Origin of the sequence: uncultured Mailhella sp. (assembly GCF_905187505.1) — a bacterium.
In the GTDB taxonomy this organism is placed as follows: domain Bacteria; phylum Desulfobacterota; class Desulfovibrionia; order Desulfovibrionales; family Desulfovibrionaceae; genus Mailhella.
In genome coordinates this window covers 1-16410 of record NZ_CAJJIC010000041.1, presented here as the reverse complement: position 1 = coordinate 16410, position 16410 = coordinate 1, and the positions used below count along the sequence as shown (strand labels likewise).

Below are 16410 nucleotides of genomic sequence, written 5' to 3'. Positions count from 1 at the left end.
ATATACCTTTCTCCCGTAGGTTGTCAGGGCATCATGAGAAGAAAGCAGGAAAGAAACTTAAAAATCAACGCACGCCTTGAGGAAATACTATTGAAAATAGCTTCTACCATGTCCGCAGAAGAAATCGAAAAACGTTCTCGCGTCCAAAAAAGAGGACGATTTAATGCAAAAGAAAAATCACAAATAACGTCCGTTAAAAAAAACCAGGAGAAATCAAAAGAAACTTTTTATCAGCTTTCACTACTGGCATAATCTCTTTCTTCTCAAAGCAATCAGAAGTTCAAAAAACGACAAACAAGCAATCAAGCCGTGCACTGGAGTGAAGAAGCCCCCGTTTCCGGGGGCTTTCCCGTTCACGCAGGTTCCCGTCGTCTCATGAAGCGACGGGGCACGCCCTGCGCTCATCAGCAGTAGTATTCGTTCTCTCTCCGAACCTTCAGCTTTTCGGTAAAGGCCGCGGCAAAGGTGCGGTACGCCTCGACATCCATGTTCTTCGCGCCCTTGGGACAGCGCCGGATGCAGCGGAAGCAGGACAGACAGGCGTCGGATATGGTCACGCAGTTGTCCGCTATGGCGTGCACGGGGCAGGCCTTCACGCAGAGCCCGCAGCGCACGCAGGCTTCCGAGGTGAGCGGACGGAACTTGCCGCCGCTGCCGCCGTCGCGGTAGGGCCGGTTGCCGGGAATGACGAAGTCGTGCGCTTCGCCGGAAAGGGCGCGCACGGCAAATTCTCTGTCGGCGGCAAGGTCGTTCTCGTCGGGTCTGTCCGTCTGAATCTCGCCGTAGGTATGGCGTCCCACAAGGGCCGCCGCGCCCATGACCGCAAAGCCCTGCGCCTTTGCAAGATCCGCCAGTTCCAGCAGAGCGTCGTCGTAATGCCGGTTGCCGTAGGTCACCACCGCAAGGCAGCGCGTTCCCTTTCCCGCAAGTCCTGCAAGACGTTCGCGGGCCACGGAAGGAATGCGTCCGCCGTAGACGGGCGTGCCCATGATGACCACGTCGTCGGCATCGAACGTGCGGACGGGGGCCTCCTCCACCGTCAGATCCACCACGTCGGTCGCGCCGCCGAAGGGACCGGCCATGGCTTCAAGACTCTTTCTTGTGTTGCCGGTAGGAGAAAAATAAACGAGGATCACCTTTTTCATGTGTCGTCTCCGAGGATTTCAAATGGAGCGCAGATCCGGTCTGCGCTTTTCTTCTACGCTAGCCGACCTTTCCCGCGCTTTCAAGGTCATCCGTCCTCTTCCGTGCCTGCTGCCCGCCTGCGCCGACGCCTCCACGCGGGCAGAAGAACGCGGTCCACAAGAAGCACGAGCAGAACATTCATCTGCCAGGCAAGAAGCATGCTCATCACGGTGTGGGACAGAAAATGCTCGCCGCGCATCATCTGGTAGAGTCCCATGGTCCAGCCTGTGCCGAGCGTCGCGGCAAGCGCCGCGGCCCGCGCCCCGCGCCCGGAAAGACAGAAGAAAAGCATGGTGAGCGCAAAGCCGCCGGAAGCGTGACCGCCGGGAAAGCAGCGTCCGCCGGACATGCCGAACGACAGGGATAGAAGATGTGTGTAGGGAGCGTTGCCGCCGAACACGGTCAGCTGCCGCGGGCAGTAGATGCCGGTGACGGCCTTGAGTGCGGAAACGAGCAGCGGCGTGGCCGCGCAGGAAAGCGCCATGAGAAGCCCGGCGCGAAGAAGGGCGCTGCGGCCGGAAAAGCATCCCCACGCGGCAATCAGCAGGGACGATGCGCCGACGACGGCCACGAAGCGTTTTGCGCCGTCGTAAAAAAGCCAGCGCCAGGCATGATGGAAGGAAGGATCGACGGCCCACAGTCCGCGCGAGGCGTCATACCAGTGACGCTGGACGAAGAGGTCGATTCCGGTGTCGCTTTCCATGAGCACGGTCGCCGCCATGAGAAGAAGGCATGCCGCGCTCTGCCAAAGCGCCGAGCGGCCGGAAAGCGTCATGCGTTTTCCCTTCCCCGTTCGAGCGGCAGTTCCATGACCACCATGAGCCCGCCGTCCTTTCTGTTTTCCGCCCATATGCGGCCGTGATGCGCCCTCACCGCGCTCTCGGAAATGGAAAGTCCCATGCCGGCGCCGCCGCTGGCCCGCTGGCGCGAGGCGTCCACGCGGAAAAACGGACGGAAGATCTGCCTGAGCGCGCTTTCGGGCACCCCGGGCCCGTTGTCCTCCACGGTCAGGCGGCAGACGCCGTGCTCCGAGGTGAGGCCAACCGATATCTTCCCGTCGTCCGGCGTGTAGCGAAGGGCGTTTCTCAGCACGTTTTCCACCGCCTGCCGCAGCATTTCGGCGTTGCCGAACAGCGGCAGCGTGTCGGGTTCCCGCTCCACCACCTCGCATCCGCGAACGCTCCCCTCAAAGCGCACGTCATCCGCCACGTCGCGCACCAGCGCGGCCATGTCCAGAGCGCCGAAGGGCTGAATGCCCGCCTCCATGCGGGAATATTCCAGAATGCTGGCAATGAGCGCTTCCATGCGTTCCGTTTCCAGACTGATGCGGTCCAGAAATTCCGGCGGCACGTCCTTGCGCCTGAGCAGCTCCACGGCCACGGAAAGACGCGTCAGCGGCGATCTGAGCTCATGGGACACTGCAGCGAGCAGTTCCTTTTCCCGTGCGCTTTCCTGCGCTCGCTGCTCCGCCATGGTGTTGAAGGCACGGGCCAGAAGCCCGAGCTCGTCGTTTCTCGCGGCCATCTCCGGCCCTATGCGCGCCGTCTGGTCCCCGGCGGCAAGCCGGTGAATCACCGACGTGAAGTGCCCGATGACCCTTTTTAAAAAGCTTATGAGCACGAAGGCCTCAAGCGCCGCCACGATGAACGTGAACACGACCCAGAGCACAACCTCCTGCGAGGAGGAAAACTCCTGACCGTCGCTCTGGAGAATGTCCCCGGCCACGTACTCGCCGAACTCGCCGAGCATGGCGAAGGAACCTATGAAGAAAATGCCGTAGATGTAGATTTTCCGGAACAGAGGCTGAGAGGTCCAGAATTCCGCAAGTCTCCCGAAGCAGCCCTTCATGAGCGTTCTTCCTTGCGCACGACGTACATGTATCCCGCGCCGCGTATGCTGCGGATGCGTTCCGAACCGTCGGGATAGGGACCGAGCTTGCGCCGCACGCGGCTTATCTGCATGTCGAGGCCGCGTTCCATGGGCATGGCCTCGCGGCCGAACACGCAGCGGCTCAGCTCATCGCGCGAGACCACCTTGCCCGGCGAGGCGAGAAGCGCGCGCAGCACGCGGTATTCCTGTCCGCTCAGGGAAACTTCCTCGTCGCCCTTCCAGGCCTTCATGGCCCCGTCGTCCAGACGAAGGTCCCCTCCCCCCGCCCCTGATTCGGGACGGGAACGGCGCAGCACCGCCCGTATGCGCGAAAGAAGCTCCCGCGGATTGAAAGGCTTGGGCAGATAGTCGTCCGCCCCGAGGTCGAGCCCGCGCACCTTGTCGCTCGCGTCGCCTCGGGCCGTAAGCATGATGACGGGAATCTTCCTGAGCTGTTCGTCCCGACGCATTTCCCGAAGTACTTCAAAGCCGTTCTTTTCCGGCAGCATGACGTCAAGAATGACGAGATCCGGCCGCCGTTCCCGCATGGAGGCCAGACCGGACCTCCCGTCATGGGAAAAGCGGCATACGATGTCCTCCGGCTGAAAGTAGTCTTCCAGGAGGGAGCAGAGTTCCTTGTCGTCGTCGATAATCAGTATCTGAATCATGATCGTTTCCGCCTGTGCGCAAAAACGCCGCAAACGCCGTCGCGGCATCTGAACCCCGCCGTCCGGGGACGGCGCGGATGCGTTGTTCCGCAATCCCTCTCCCATAGCATTCCAAGCGGCGACACGGCAACGACGGAAACAGTGCTGTTACGCTTCGTTACACTGCGCCAGCCTTTACCATGTAAAAATTTTATCACAGACATGAGCATATTTCGGACATGTCCGTTACACTTTGTTACCGTTCAAAAAAAATCATCGCAATTTCTCAAAAATCAATGTCGATGTCTTGTCGCCATCGTATAATTTATTGACTCGACGCCTTCTGTTTTGCAGCCGTTACGCTTTGTTACACCGGCTTCTGTGACCGTGTCACCGTTTTCACCTATAGTTCTTTTCTCATTTCCACGTCACAGGAGTGCATCGCATGATCCGCTTCAACAATGCCCGCGGCTGCTTTCTCGGCCTTCTTCTGATCCTCTGGCTGGCCGTGAACGCCGCCGTGCGAACGGTGCTGCTCGTCATGGCTCACGGTTCCCTGCAGGATTCCTTCGACTGGCTTACCGTCACGGGCATCTACTTCCGTGGCGCGGTCAACGATCTGTTCCCCTACTTTCTGCTCACGCTTCCGCTCATGCTCGTGCTGCTTCTGAAAAAAAGGCTCTGGGGCGGACGGACGGGACGCATCGTCGCCTCTGCGACGTTCTGGGTCTACGCCTGCGCCTTTCTTTTCGGAGCCGTGGCAGAACCCCTGTTCTGGAACGAATTCTCCAGCCGCTTCAACTTCATCGCCGTGGACTATCTCATTTATACCACGGAAGTGATGAGAAACATCGCGGAATCCTATCCCGTCATTCCCCTGCTTGCCGCCGTTGCCGCAAGTGCGGCCATCGTTTCCCTGCTCGCGCTGCGCCCGTTCTGGAAGCGCGCCGCCCTGCCCGCTCCGCGCTCCCCGCGTCTTCTGGCCGTGTGCTTCGTCATGACCTGCGCGGCCTTTCTCTACTCGCCCCTCGCCCCGCAGGACAGAGTGACGCGCGAGCTTTCCGCCAACGGCGTCTGGTCGCTTTTTTCCGCCTACAGAAACAACGAGCTCGACTACCGGGAATTCTACCGCGTCATCGACGATTCGCGCGCGGCGGCCCTGCTCAGGGAAAACCTCACGGAAGAGGGAACGCGCTTCGTTTCCGACGACGCCGGTGAGTGGCGCCGCGAGGTGCGCGCCTCGCGGCCCGAGTGGAAGCCCAACGTCATACAGATCGTGGTGGAGAGCCTCGGCAGCGATCTTCTCGGCGAAAACACGCCGAACCTCAACGCCCTGGCCGGGCAGAGCCTTCAGCTCACCCGCCTCATGGCCACGGGAACCCGAACCGTGCGCGGCATAGAGGCGCTCACGCTCTCGCTTCCCCCCACGCCCGGTTCCTCCATCGTGCGCCGTCCCGGCTGCGAAGGCCTTTTCTCCGTCGGCACCGTGTTCCGGGAAAAGGGCTACGACACCGCCTTCATCTACGGCGGCTACGGCTACTTCGACAACATGAACGCCTTTTTTGCCGGCAACGGCTTCCGCATCGTCGACCGTTCCGACATTCCCCGCGAAAACGTCACCTTCACCAACGCCTGGGGCGTGTGCGACGAAGACCTTTTTCACGCGGCCCTCCGCGACGCGGACGAAAGCTTCCGGCAGAAGCGCCCGTTCTATCAGTTCGTGCTCACCACCTCCAACCACCGTCCCTTCACCTACCCCGACGGAAAGGTATCCATCCCTTCGGGCACGGGCCGAAGAGGAGCCGTGGCCTACACCGACTACGCCATAGGCGAATTTCTCCGCGAGGCCGCCTCTCGCCCCTGGTTCGCCGACACCGTGTTCGTCATTTCCGGCGACCACACCTCAAGCGCCGCCGGACATACCGATCTGCCGCCCGAACGCTACCACATTCCGGCCCTCATCTACTGCCCCGGACGCATCGCTCCCGCAGAGGTGGACACGCTGTGCAGCCAGGCCGACATTCCCCCCACGCTCTTCGACCTCTTCGGCTGGTCGTACCGCTCGGGATTCTTCGGCCGCAGCGCGCTGCGCATGAAGCCCGACGAAGGCCGCGCCTGGATAAGCACCTATCAGATCCTCGGCAGACTCACGCCCGATTCCCTCACGACGCTCGCACCCGTGGAGCAGTCCGGCGTCTTCGGCTGGACCTTTCCCGACCGTGTCGGCTCCGCGCTCAAGGGCGAGCAGGCCGAAGTTCTGACGCAACGGACCGAGGCCGACTATCAGAGCGCCCACGATCTGTTCAAAAACGGACGCTTGAAAGAGAACGCCGTTCTGCGCTAAGCTCTCCGCCAATCGTTCAGACCCTTTTGCGGCCGGTTCATCCGGCCTTTTTTTCATGGTTTTCTCTATGGAAAGGACAACGAAAAACATGTGGCTCATTCTCGCTCTTCTCTCCGCGGTCTTTGCGGCCCTCACGTCCATTCTCGCCAAGGTGGGCATTGAAGGCGTGGATTCCAACCTCGGCACCGCCATCCGCACGCTGGTGGTCTTCTTCATGGCCGTGGGCATGGTGTATCTTACCGGCGCAAAAGTCAGTCTTACGGAAATAAGCACGAAAACCTGGATATTTCTCGTGCTTTCGGGACTCGCCACGGGCGCGTCGTGGCTGTGCTACTTCAAGGCCCTGCAGATAGGCGACGTGTCCAAGGTGGCCCCCATCGACAAGACGAGCATCATCTTCACCATAATCATGGCGATGATCTTTCTGCACGAAGAGCTTACCCTGAAGGTCGCCGTGGGCGGTGCGCTCATTGCCGCCGGAACCCTCGTCATGGCGCTGTGACGATCCTTCTCCGAAGTCAACCTCCCCGCCGGCGAGCCGTCCGACGGGGAGGTTGACTTTTTTCCGCGCGTCGTGAACTATCGCACGAATTATCTTCATCACACACCTTACCCGAAAGAGGCCTGCGCATGGAGCTTATCGAAAACATAGTTGCCTTCTTCAACGACATTCTGTGGTCCTACGTCCTTGTGGCCATGCTCATCGCCCTGGGGCTCTGGTTCAGCCTGAAGACAAGATTCGTCCAGCTCAGGATGTTCCGGGAAATGATCCGCCTGCTGAAGGAGGGCACCAGCCACGACGGCGGTCACGCACACATAAGTTCCTTTCAGGCCTTCTGCATCAGCACGGCCTCGCGCGTGGGCGTGGGCAACATCGCGGGCATCGCCATCGCCATCATGGCCGGCGGCCCGGGCGCCATCTTCTGGATGTGGGTCATCGCCGTCATCGGCGCGGCCTCCGGATTCACGGAAAGCACGCTCGCCCAGATCTACAAGGTGCGCGACCCCAAGACCTTCGGCTTCCGGGGCGGCCCGGCCTACTACATCCGCAACTGTCTGGGCAGCAGCAAGGCCGCCGCGCTCTTTGCCGTGCTCATTTCCGTGACCTTCGGGCTCTGCTTCAACTCCGTGCAGTCCAACACCATCGCCATTTCCCTGAACGCCACCTTCGGCGTCGACCGCGTCGTGGCGGGCGCCTTCCTCACCGTGCTTTCGGCCGTGGTCATCTTCGGCGGCCTGAAACGCATAGCCAGCCTCAGCAGCTGGCTCGTGCCCGTCATGGCCTCGCTCTACCTTCTGCTCGCCCTCGTCATCGTGCTCATGAACATCACGCACATTCCCGCCATGCTGGCCTCCATCGTGTCCCAGGCCTTTTCTCCCGACGCGGCCGTGGGCGGCATAGGCGCGGCCATACTCACCGGCGCCAAGCGCGGACTCTTCTCCAACGAGGCGGGCATGGGCTCCGTGCCCAACGCCGCGGCCACGGCCTTCGTGTCCCATCCCGTGAAGCAGGGACTCGTGCAGGCCCTCGGCGTCTTCGTCGACACGCTTCTCGTATGCACGGCATCCGCCTGCATCGTGCTGCTTTTCGACGGCTACGCCGACGCCGGAAAGACCGGCATCGAACTCGTGCAGCTCGCCCTCACCAGCCAGCTCGGCAGCCTTGCGGGCGTGCTTCTCTCCGTCATGGTGTTCATGTTCGCCTTCAGCTCCATCGCGGGCAACTACTACTACGGCGAGAGCAACATTCAGTTCTTCAGCACCAAGTCCGTGTATCTGCTCATCTTCCGCATCCTGGTGGTGGCCATGGTGGCCTTCGGCTCCGTGGCCGAACTGCCCTTCGTGTGGAACCTCGCCGACCTGTTCATGGCGCTCATGGCCATAGTCAACCTCGTGGCCATCACCCTGCTCGGCCGCAACGCCTTCATGGCGCTCAAGGACTATCAGGAACAGAAGAAGGCCGGCGTGGCCGACCCCGTGTTCCATCCCGAGAAGCTCGCTGACCGGCGCGGCATCGAAGCCTGGGGCGAGAACGCGTAGCTTTCCTCTGCAAAGAAACAGGCGGTCTCTCCTTCGGACGGGGAGGCCGCCTTTTTTGTCCTCCGCGCCCGCGGAACACGGCGGCAGCGCCTTTCCCGTACCGGCCTCCGGGGTAGGACAGAAGGGGACTCGGCGCGGCGCGGAGAGGCACCCGCGGATCCCCCGGCGGGAAAACGGATTGACAGAGGCCGTTGCCGATGAAATATTTTTCCGAGATGCTGCAATTTCTGCCCGGAGCCGGGACGAGGCTCCCCCGAACGCGTACAGAAAACAGGCATGGCGCAAACGCCATGCGCTTACGCCTCGCGCGCCCCGCGGCTTTGCAGGTCGCGTGACGCAGAGACCATGCAGAAGGGCACGGAACCATGAAGCAAGACACCTCGACTCATCTTTCCCCCGGGACGACCGGCTCCTTCGGACCGTCTTCCGGCCACGACTCCCCGCAAAGATGTTCCGACATCGAGGCCTGCCGGAAGCATCTTCTGAGCTTCAGCAGGGAAATCGTCGTGCCCCGCGGCACGAAGCTGCGCGTGGACCGGGTGTACTACCTGATCGACGGCGCCGTGACGCTCACCGCCATGTCCGCCGTGGGCGGAGCGCATTCGCTCATATACTTTCATCCCGGCGATCTTCTGAGCTTCATTCCTTCCGTCAACCAGGCCTACTCCATCCCCCACGACGCCTTCGATTTTCTTTTGTACAACGAGTCCCTCGTCATGTGCACCAAGACCCGCTGCCGGCTCGTGTCCATGACGCACGGCGAGTTCATGAAGCACATGGACGAGGAACCGCTGAAGAGCCTGCTCATCTGCGGTCTTGCCGGAAACCTCATGAAGATCATCGTGCAGTCCGTCAACAACACGCTTCCCGCCACGGTGCGCGTATGCCGCATGCTCTCCGTGTTCATGGAAAAAAAGCCGCCCCACGCCCTTCCCCGCTACCTTACCTACACGGAAATAGCCGGTCATCTTTCCCTGCACGTCATGACCGTCACCAAGATATTCCGGTCTCTGCGGAAAGAAGGCATTCTGGACAAGGACAAGGGCGTCACTTTCGTGAAAAATCCCGATGAGCTCATGAAGCTCGCCTCGCAGCTCAGTCAGATTTCCTACCGGGACGCCGCCCACGACATGGGCGAACAGGGCCATGCGTCCCTGAAGTGACCGGCAATGCCCGCGCCGCCACGACGCGGCTTTCGCCCCGGCGTCGTCCCGGAACAACTCGTCCCGCAGGGCGCGTTTCCGTTCCGTCCCTTTCTTCGGTGCGGCCCGACGAAGGCTTCAGCCGTCCCCATTCGTCCAGACTCCTCCGTCCGGGAGCCCCGTTCCTCCATGATTTTCCGCCTCTTGTTCCCGTTTTCCTGAAAGTCCCGCCCGCTCCGCAGACCTTTTTCCGCGCTTCTTCCCCGACCTGTTCTCCATCCTTTCTGCGCGCAGATCCCGTTTTCCTCGGCGCAGGTCGGAACGCCCGGCGAAGCGTTGCGCGCATTCGCTCATCCTCCCGCCGCTTCTTTGACCGGAAACCCTTGTGCCGCAGCACGTTCAGCCTCTCTCCCCGCCTTTTTTCAACGCTCCCCGGCAGATGCGCCCTCCCCTCACCGAAAAAAAATTTTCTTGCCCGCCGACCGCCTCGAACACAGGCATCCTTCTGCGGACATTTCTTCACAATCCCCTGAAAAAACTGAATGGACGCCCCTCGACGAAGGGCTTTTTCCCCCGGCGGATGCCCTCCTGAGACGGCCCTTTTGCCCGGCAAAAGCAAAAAATTTCTCAAAAGCTAGCTTAGACTAGTTTTTTTTGTCCGCCGTCGCCCTATGTTAACCAGCATCCGTAGAAGTCCAGGTGTGAAGAATCCTCCTCCGCTTTCCGAGCACCCTTTTCCCCCTTACCATCACAGGCTTTCCCGCTCCACAGCTGGAGGTAGCATGTCCGCAAGAGAACTTCCGCTCTCCACCATAGTCCATACCGTCATCGGCATCGGACTCATGTTCCTCGGGTATTTCCTGCCCTGTCCCTCCATGACCGTTCCCGTCAACGACGCCCTCGTCGCGGCGGGCTTTCCCGTGGCGGACGGCAGCGCCGTCATCACCATCACCCGCATGGGCATGGTCAACGCCATGATCTTCCTCGGCGTCGTTTACCTCTGGACCTTCGTCGACACGCTCTGGCCCTGCTTTCTCGGCGTGCTCATGCTCGCCTTCAGCGGCTTCACCCCCGCGCCCAAGGTGCTGAACTCCTTCCTCGGCAATCCCATGGTGGTCATGATCTTCTTCACCCTGTGCTTTGCCACGGCCCTCATCAAGAGCAACGTCTCCTCCTGGCTCTCCCAGTGGATTCTGCGCCGCGACTTCATCATCGGCCGTCCGTGGGTGTTCACCGGCGTCATTCTCGTCACCACCTACCTGCTGGCCTTCTTCGAGCAGACGTCCATCTGCTTCCTCATCTGGCCCGTCATGTACAGCATCTTCGACCAGGTGGGCTACAAGCGCGGCGACAAATATGTGTCCATCATGCTGGTCTACATCATCGTCATGGCCCTGCTCTCCTTTGCCTCCGATCCCTTCAAGACCGGTGCCTTCCTGCTCCTCGGCAACGTGTGGAGCATGGCCGCCAGCAATCCCGGCATGAACGTGCCCGCCCTGCCCGCGGCCTCCTACTTCTGCTTCGCCCTCGTCATTTCCCTGGTCTCCATCGCCGGACTCATGCTGCTCATGCGCTTCGTCTTCCGCGTGGACGTCTCCCCCCTGCTCCGCCTCGATCCCGAAGTGCTGCGCAGGGAACCGCTCAAGCCCATGACCGGCTATCAGAAGGGCGTGCTCATTGCCTTCGCCCTGTTCGCCTGCTGGATTCTGCTTCCCGGCATCATCGGCAAGGACAATGCGGTGGGCGCCTTCCTTGCCCACAACTCCCTGCTCGCGCCGCTCGTCGCCCTGTTCCTCGTGGGCTTCGTGCATCTGCACGGCAAGCCCATCGCCGACATCAGCGAAACCGCCGTGGCCTATCCCTGGCGCATCTTCCTGCTCATCGCCGTGGCCATGCTCCTCGGCGACGCCATGACCGGCAAGGGCACCAACGTCACCGTGTTCATGGAATACATGCTGAGAAACGCCCTTTCCGGCTTCGGCTACGTGCCTTTGTGCATCGCCGTGGTGCTGCTCGGCATATCCTGCACCAACTTCTGCAACTCCGTGGTGCTCGGCCTCGTGCTCACGCCCGTGCTGCTCGCCATGTGCAACGCCTTCGGCATGAACGCCGGTCCCCTCATGGCCTGCTTCATCTTCGCCGTGCTCATCGCCGCCTGCACTCCCGCAGCCTCCCCGTTCGCGGCCATGCTCTTCGGCAACACCCAGTGGCTCTCTCCCCGGGAAATCGTGACCTACAGCGTCACCGCCTCGCTTCTCATCGCGGGCGTGGTCATCGTCGTGGGCATTCCCCTCGCCATGGTCATCTTCTAACCCACCGACGAACCTTGAACCTCCCTCCTCCCGCAGGACGGCAAAACTGAACGACCGCTTTCCCCGCGCGGAAAGCACAACCAAGGAGACACTTCCATGAACAAGTACGACGTCATCATCGTGGGCGGCGGCCCCGCCGGTCTTACGGCCTCCATCTATGCCGTGCGCGCCAACATGAAGACCCTGGTGCTCGACAAGCTCGCTCCCGGCGGACAGATCATCAACACCAACGAAATCGCCAACTACACCGGCTTCGGCACCATCAACGGCGCGGAACTGGCCATCAAGATGTTCGAGCACTCCCAGGAAGTGGGCGCGGAATTCGACTACAAGACCGTGACCGCCATCGTGGACGAGGGCGACGTGAAGAAGGTCGTCTGCCTTGAGGACGACACCGTGTACGAAGCCTCGGCCGTCATCATCGCCACGGGCACCCGTCCCCGCCGTCTGCACATCCCCGGCGAGGAAACCTTCACCGGCGCAGGCATCAGCTGGTGCGCCATATGCGACGGCGCCCAGTACCGCGGCAAGGACGTGGTGGTCATAGGCGGCGGCAACTCCGCCGTGGAAGAATCCATCTATCTTGCCGGCATCGTGAACAAGCTCACCATCGTGACCATGTTCGACCTCACGGCCGACCCCATCGCCTGCGACAAGCTGCGCGCCATGCCGAACGTGACCATCTATCCCTACCAGGACGTGCTGGAATTCCTGGGCGAAGGCAGGCTTGAAGGCGTGCGCTTCAAGTCCACGAAGGAAGACGCCACCGAGCGCACCGTCAGCTGCGACGGCGTGTTCGAATACATAGGCCTCGAACCCACCGCCTCCTTCTGCGCCGACCTCGGCATTCTCGACCGTACCGGCTGCATCGTGACCGACGCCGCCATGGCCACGTCCCGCCCCGGCATCTTCGCCGCCGGCGACATCATCGTAAAGGGCCTGCGTCAGGTGGCCACGGCCTGCGGCGACGGCGCCATTGCCGCGAATTCCGCTTCCAAGTACGTTGAAAAACTGAGAGGATAGAGCCCTCTCTTCCGGCAGACGCCCCGCAAACGCAACCTTCATCCCCCTATCAAGGAGTTATCCCATGATCACGGAAATCGACACCGCCGCCTACGACAGCATGGACAAGTCCGGCGTCATGCTGGTGGAATTCTATTCCAAGACCTGCGGCCCCTGCAAAATGCTTTCCTTCGTTCTCAAGGACATCAGCAAGAACGATCCCGACTTCCGCATCTTCACCGTGGACTTCGACGCCAACCAGGACCTCAAGGAACGCTGCGGCGTGAAGGGCTTCCCCACCATGCTCTTCATGAAGGACGGCGCGGAAGTCTCCCGCCTCGAAGGCCTCAAGCAGAAGCCCGCCATCGTTCAGGAAATCGAAAAGCTCAAAGCCTAACTTCCGCATATTCAACACGTAGAACGCCGAAAGGAGTCCAGTCATGAGCAGTAAAGTGATGCACACCTACAACGATCACCTCATTACTCGCCAGAATCGCGCCGAGAAGGAATTCCTTGCCGCCTTTGAAGCGGAAAAGCCCACGCTCGAAAACGCCCATGTTCTGGTCAACCCCTACTTCATCAACCCGCTCTGCGCGCTGATCCTCTTCAAGAGCGAAAAGCCCGCTTCCGCCACCATGACCATCCACGGCAAGCGCAACGACCGTGAAAACATCGTGCACACCTTCCCCGAAGGAACGAGCCACGCCATTCCGGTCATCGGTCTTTACGAAGGCATCGCCACCCGCGTGACCGTGGAACTTTCCACCGGTGAGAGCAAAACCTTCTCCATAGAGTCCCAGCCCCTGCCCGAAGACGTGTGCCGCTGCCGCAACATCAACACGTCCATGGACTACTTCGGCAACAACTTCATGTTCCTCACCCCGGCCGGCAAGAACCTGCCCACCGCCTACGACTACATGGGCGACATCCGCTGGCTGCTCACCGAAAACACCATGTTCGACATCAAGCGCGTGAAGAACGGCAACATCATGACCGGCTCCCACCGCTTCTGCCACATGCCCTACTGCCCCACCGGCGTCATCGAACTGAACCTGCTCGGCAAGATCTACAAGGAATTCCGCATGCCGGGCAACTATCATCATGACCACTTCGAAATGCCCGACGGCAACATTCTCGCCCTCACCCAGGACTTCACCACCGACACCGTGGAAGACATGATCGCCCTGCTCGACCGCGAGACCGGCGAAGTGCTCCGCACCTGGGACTACAAGACCTTCCTGCCCCAGAACGTGGCCGGTTCCGGCTCCCAGGACGCCCACGACTGGTTCCACAACAACGCCCTGTGGTACAACGACAAGAACAAGACCATCACGATTTCCGGCCGCCATCAGGACGCCATCGTGAACTTCGACTACGAGACCAGCAAGCTCAACTGGATCATCGGCGACCCCGAAACCTGGCCCGAAGACATGCAGAAGTACTTCTTCAAGCCCGTGGGCGACGTCGCCAACTTCGACTGGCAGTATGAACAGCATGCCTGCGTGGTCTGCCCCGACGGCGACATCATGTGCTTCGACAACGGCCAGTACCGCTCCAAGGTGAAGGAACGCTACATCAGAAACCGCGACAACTTCTCCCGCGGCGTGCGCTACCGCATCGACACCGAAAAGATGGAAATCGAACAGGTGTGGCAGTACGGCAAGGAACTCGGCCAGAGCTTCTTCTCCCCCTACATCTGCAACGTGGAATACTACGACGAAGGCCACTACCTCATCCATTCCGGCGGCATCGGCTGGAAGGACGGCTACGCCTCCGACAAGCTCGGCGCCTTCATCAATCCCAAGAAGGAACCCGGCACCGACATCTGCGCCAAGACCGTGGAACAGAAGGACGGCGTGGTCATGTACTCCATGGAAGTGGACGGCAACTTCTACCGTGCCGAAAAGCTCTTCCCCTACCATGACGGCGACAACGCCGCGTTCGGCGAAGGCAAGCTGCTCGGCCACCTCGACGTGACCCCCACCTTCGACACCATCCCCGACGTGCCCGAATCGAACGAAGTCATCGACTCCTGGCATCAGGTGAACATCGAGGAAGATGAAGACCGCATCGTGTTCCACGGCCGCTTCGCCCGCGGCTCCCTGGTCATGGTGCTGCTCGAAGGCGAAAAGGAGACCCGCGGCTACTTCATCAACACCGCCGCCTCCTATCACCTCGCCATGTGCTCCGGCGCCTACCTTGAAGAAGACGACCGCGTCATCAAGCAGAACATCAGCAAGGAAGGCCTCTCCGGCCGCTACGACATCAAAATCCTTGTGGAAGACACCAAGTACCAGACCGGCGTCTCCCTCTTCTGCTAATATCCTGTAAAAAAAGGCCGTCACGAAAGTGGCGGCCTTTTCTGCGCCGGGCCCTCACTTTCCCCCCGGCGTGTCCCCGCGGCGGGAAGAGATTCTCTCTTCCCGCTCTTTTTCTGTTCCCCGCACGAAAGCTTCAATCCTCCGCACGGTACCGCCTGCCTCCCCCTTCGTTCCAGGGCATCCGCTCCCGCGCCGTCCGCCCCGTCTTTTGCCCCGGCGCGCTCCAGACCGGATCCGCCGCGACAGCCAGGGATGCTTCTTTTTTTATCACTCTGTTCAATCCGTGAACGCTCATATCCGGGCAGTGATATTTTTTATCAGTCTTTACGGCGTGTTATATTTTGGCATGGTTATTGCTTGAGAATGGACGAGCGGCAATCGTCTTTCCCCTGCAACTATCAACCGAGGATTTCGCATATGAAGCCTGCCAAAAAGCTCGTCGTCATCGGCCTCGACTGCGCTCTTCCCCATCTCATGATGAAGCATGTGGAAGAAGGAGCTCTTCCCAACTTTCAGAAGCTGGTCGAACACGGCACCTACTGTGAAAATACCCTGGTTCCCTATCCCACCATCACGCCTCCGAACTGGACAAGCATCGCTACCGGAGCCATGCCCGCCACCCATCAGGTAACGGACTACTGGCATCAGATCACCGGCGCGGACCCGCTGCCCACCAATGCCCTCTGCTCCTTCGGCAGCGCCCACAACAAGGCCGAAACCTTGTGGGACGCCGCAGAAAAGGCGGGCAAGAAGTCCATTGTTCTGAACTGGCCCGGCTGCTGGCCCGGCAAGGAAGGCAGCCACACCACCGTCATAGGCGGTCACGGTCTGATGGTCAGCCAGTATCAGGACAACAAGGTGGGCATGGGACGCCGCATAGGCCTGTGCGGTGACCAGCTCATCACCAACATGACGCTGCCCGATGCCTGCGTGGGAGAACTTGTCGACGCCTCCGGCTGGACGAACGTCGACAACATGGGCAAGTACCCTCTGGAAATGTCCTGCCGCATGGAATTCGTGCAGGCTGAAAAGCCCATGGCTCCCAAGACCTGGTATCTGCTGGTCCGCGACATGAACGGCAGAGGCTACGACACCGCGACGCTTTCCCCCACCAAGGATTTCAACGACGCCTTTTTCACCGTGCACACCGGAGAGTGGAGCGAACGCGTGGACCGCAGCTTTGAGATGGCCGACGGCAGCTTCTCCGACGGCTTCTTCCGGGCGAAGCTGGTCGATCTCGACCCCGACGGCGACGCCTTCCGGCTTTACCTTACCACCATCAATGAGGTGGAAGGCTTCACCAATCCGCCGGAACTGGCCCGCAAGCTTTATTCCAAAAACGGCGTGCGCGGCCTGAGCGCGGGATTCAACGCCCTGCTGAACAACTGGATCGACGACGACACCTGGGTTGAAATCAACGAGCAGTACACCGTCTGGCTTGAGGATGCCATAAGATACATGTTCGCCAACATGGACTGGGATCTGTTCTTCATGCATTCCCATCCTACCGACTGGGTCTACCATGCCCTCATGACGGATCTGTGCCCC

14 protein-coding genes are annotated in these 16410 nt (G+C 60.6%); 10 read left to right on the top strand and 4 right to left on the bottom strand.

From position 1 onward, the window contains the following. On the top strand, nt 1-252 hold a 252-nt coding region (locus QZZ60_RS05760), incomplete at its 5' end, for a hypothetical protein (RefSeq protein WP_295639081.1). Between the two features lie 152 nt (nt 253-404). Here QZZ60_RS05760 and QZZ60_RS05755 read toward each other — a convergent pair. The 4 genes from QZZ60_RS05755 to QZZ60_RS05740 form a co-directional block, all read right to left on the bottom strand. Next, nucleotides 405-1145, bottom strand: a complete 741-nt coding sequence (locus tag QZZ60_RS05755) for a 4Fe-4S binding protein (protein WP_295639078.1) — start codon at nt 1143-1145, stop codon at nt 405-407. An 86-nt stretch (nt 1146-1231) separates the two neighbouring features. Then, nucleotides 1232-1960 (bottom strand): phosphatase PAP2 family protein, encoded by a 729-nt coding sequence (locus tag QZZ60_RS05750; protein ID WP_295639075.1) that lies wholly within the window; start codon nt 1958-1960, stop codon nt 1232-1234. Then, complete coding sequence (locus QZZ60_RS05745) at nt 1957-3033, bottom strand: ATP-binding protein (RefSeq protein ID WP_295639072.1); 1077 nt, start codon at nt 3031-3033, stop codon at nt 1957-1959. The genes QZZ60_RS05750 and QZZ60_RS05745 overlap by 4 nt, the downstream gene beginning before the upstream one ends. Further along, nucleotides 3030-3722, bottom strand: a complete 693-nt coding sequence (locus tag QZZ60_RS05740) for a response regulator transcription factor (RefSeq protein ID WP_295639069.1) — start codon at nt 3720-3722, stop codon at nt 3030-3032. The genes QZZ60_RS05745 and QZZ60_RS05740 overlap by 4 nt, the downstream gene beginning before the upstream one ends. 424 nt (nt 3723-4146) lie before the next feature. Between QZZ60_RS05740 and QZZ60_RS05735 the strand changes: the two genes are divergently transcribed. The 9 genes from QZZ60_RS05735 to QZZ60_RS05695 form a co-directional block, all read left to right on the top strand. Further along, nucleotides 4147-6045 carry an LTA synthase family protein gene (locus QZZ60_RS05735; protein WP_295639067.1) on the top strand — a complete coding sequence of 633 codons (1899 nt, stop codon included), beginning with the start codon at nt 4147-4149 and terminating at the stop codon, nt 6043-6045. Between the two features lie 88 nt (nt 6046-6133). Continuing rightward, nucleotides 6134-6547, top strand: coding sequence for an EamA family transporter (locus QZZ60_RS05730; protein WP_295639064.1), 414 nt, complete (start codon nt 6134-6136; stop codon nt 6545-6547). Between the two features lie 128 nt (nt 6548-6675). Beyond that, the gene (locus QZZ60_RS05725) at nt 6676-8085 is read left to right on the top strand and encodes a sodium:alanine symporter family protein (protein WP_295639062.1); all 1410 of its coding nucleotides are present in this window, start codon (nt 6676-6678) and stop codon (nt 8083-8085) included. 365 nt (nt 8086-8450) lie between these two features. Further along, nucleotides 8451-9248, top strand: coding sequence for a Crp/Fnr family transcriptional regulator (locus QZZ60_RS05720; RefSeq protein WP_295639059.1), 798 nt, complete (start codon nt 8451-8453; stop codon nt 9246-9248). Between the two features lie 761 nt (nt 9249-10009). Continuing rightward, on the top strand, nt 10010-11539 hold the full coding sequence (locus tag QZZ60_RS05715; RefSeq protein ID WP_295639057.1) for a hypothetical protein: 1530 nt from the start codon (nt 10010-10012) through the stop codon (nt 11537-11539). A gap of 96 nt (nt 11540-11635) precedes the next feature. Then, complete coding sequence (locus QZZ60_RS05710; protein ID WP_295639055.1) at nt 11636-12562, top strand: FAD-dependent oxidoreductase; 927 nt, start codon at nt 11636-11638, stop codon at nt 12560-12562. Nucleotides 12563-12626: 64 nt separating this feature from the next. Then, a complete protein-coding gene (locus tag QZZ60_RS05705) occupies nt 12627-12938 on the top strand; it encodes a co-chaperone YbbN (protein ID WP_295639052.1) in 312 nt (103 codons plus the stop codon). 43 nt (nt 12939-12981) lie between these two features. Further along, nucleotides 12982-14862, top strand: coding sequence for an aryl-sulfate sulfotransferase (locus QZZ60_RS05700; protein WP_295639049.1), 1881 nt, complete (start codon nt 12982-12984; stop codon nt 14860-14862). A 417-nt stretch (nt 14863-15279) separates the two neighbouring features. Further along, on the top strand, nt 15280-16410 hold a 1131-nt coding region (locus QZZ60_RS05695; RefSeq protein ID WP_295639046.1), incomplete at its 3' end, for an alkaline phosphatase family protein.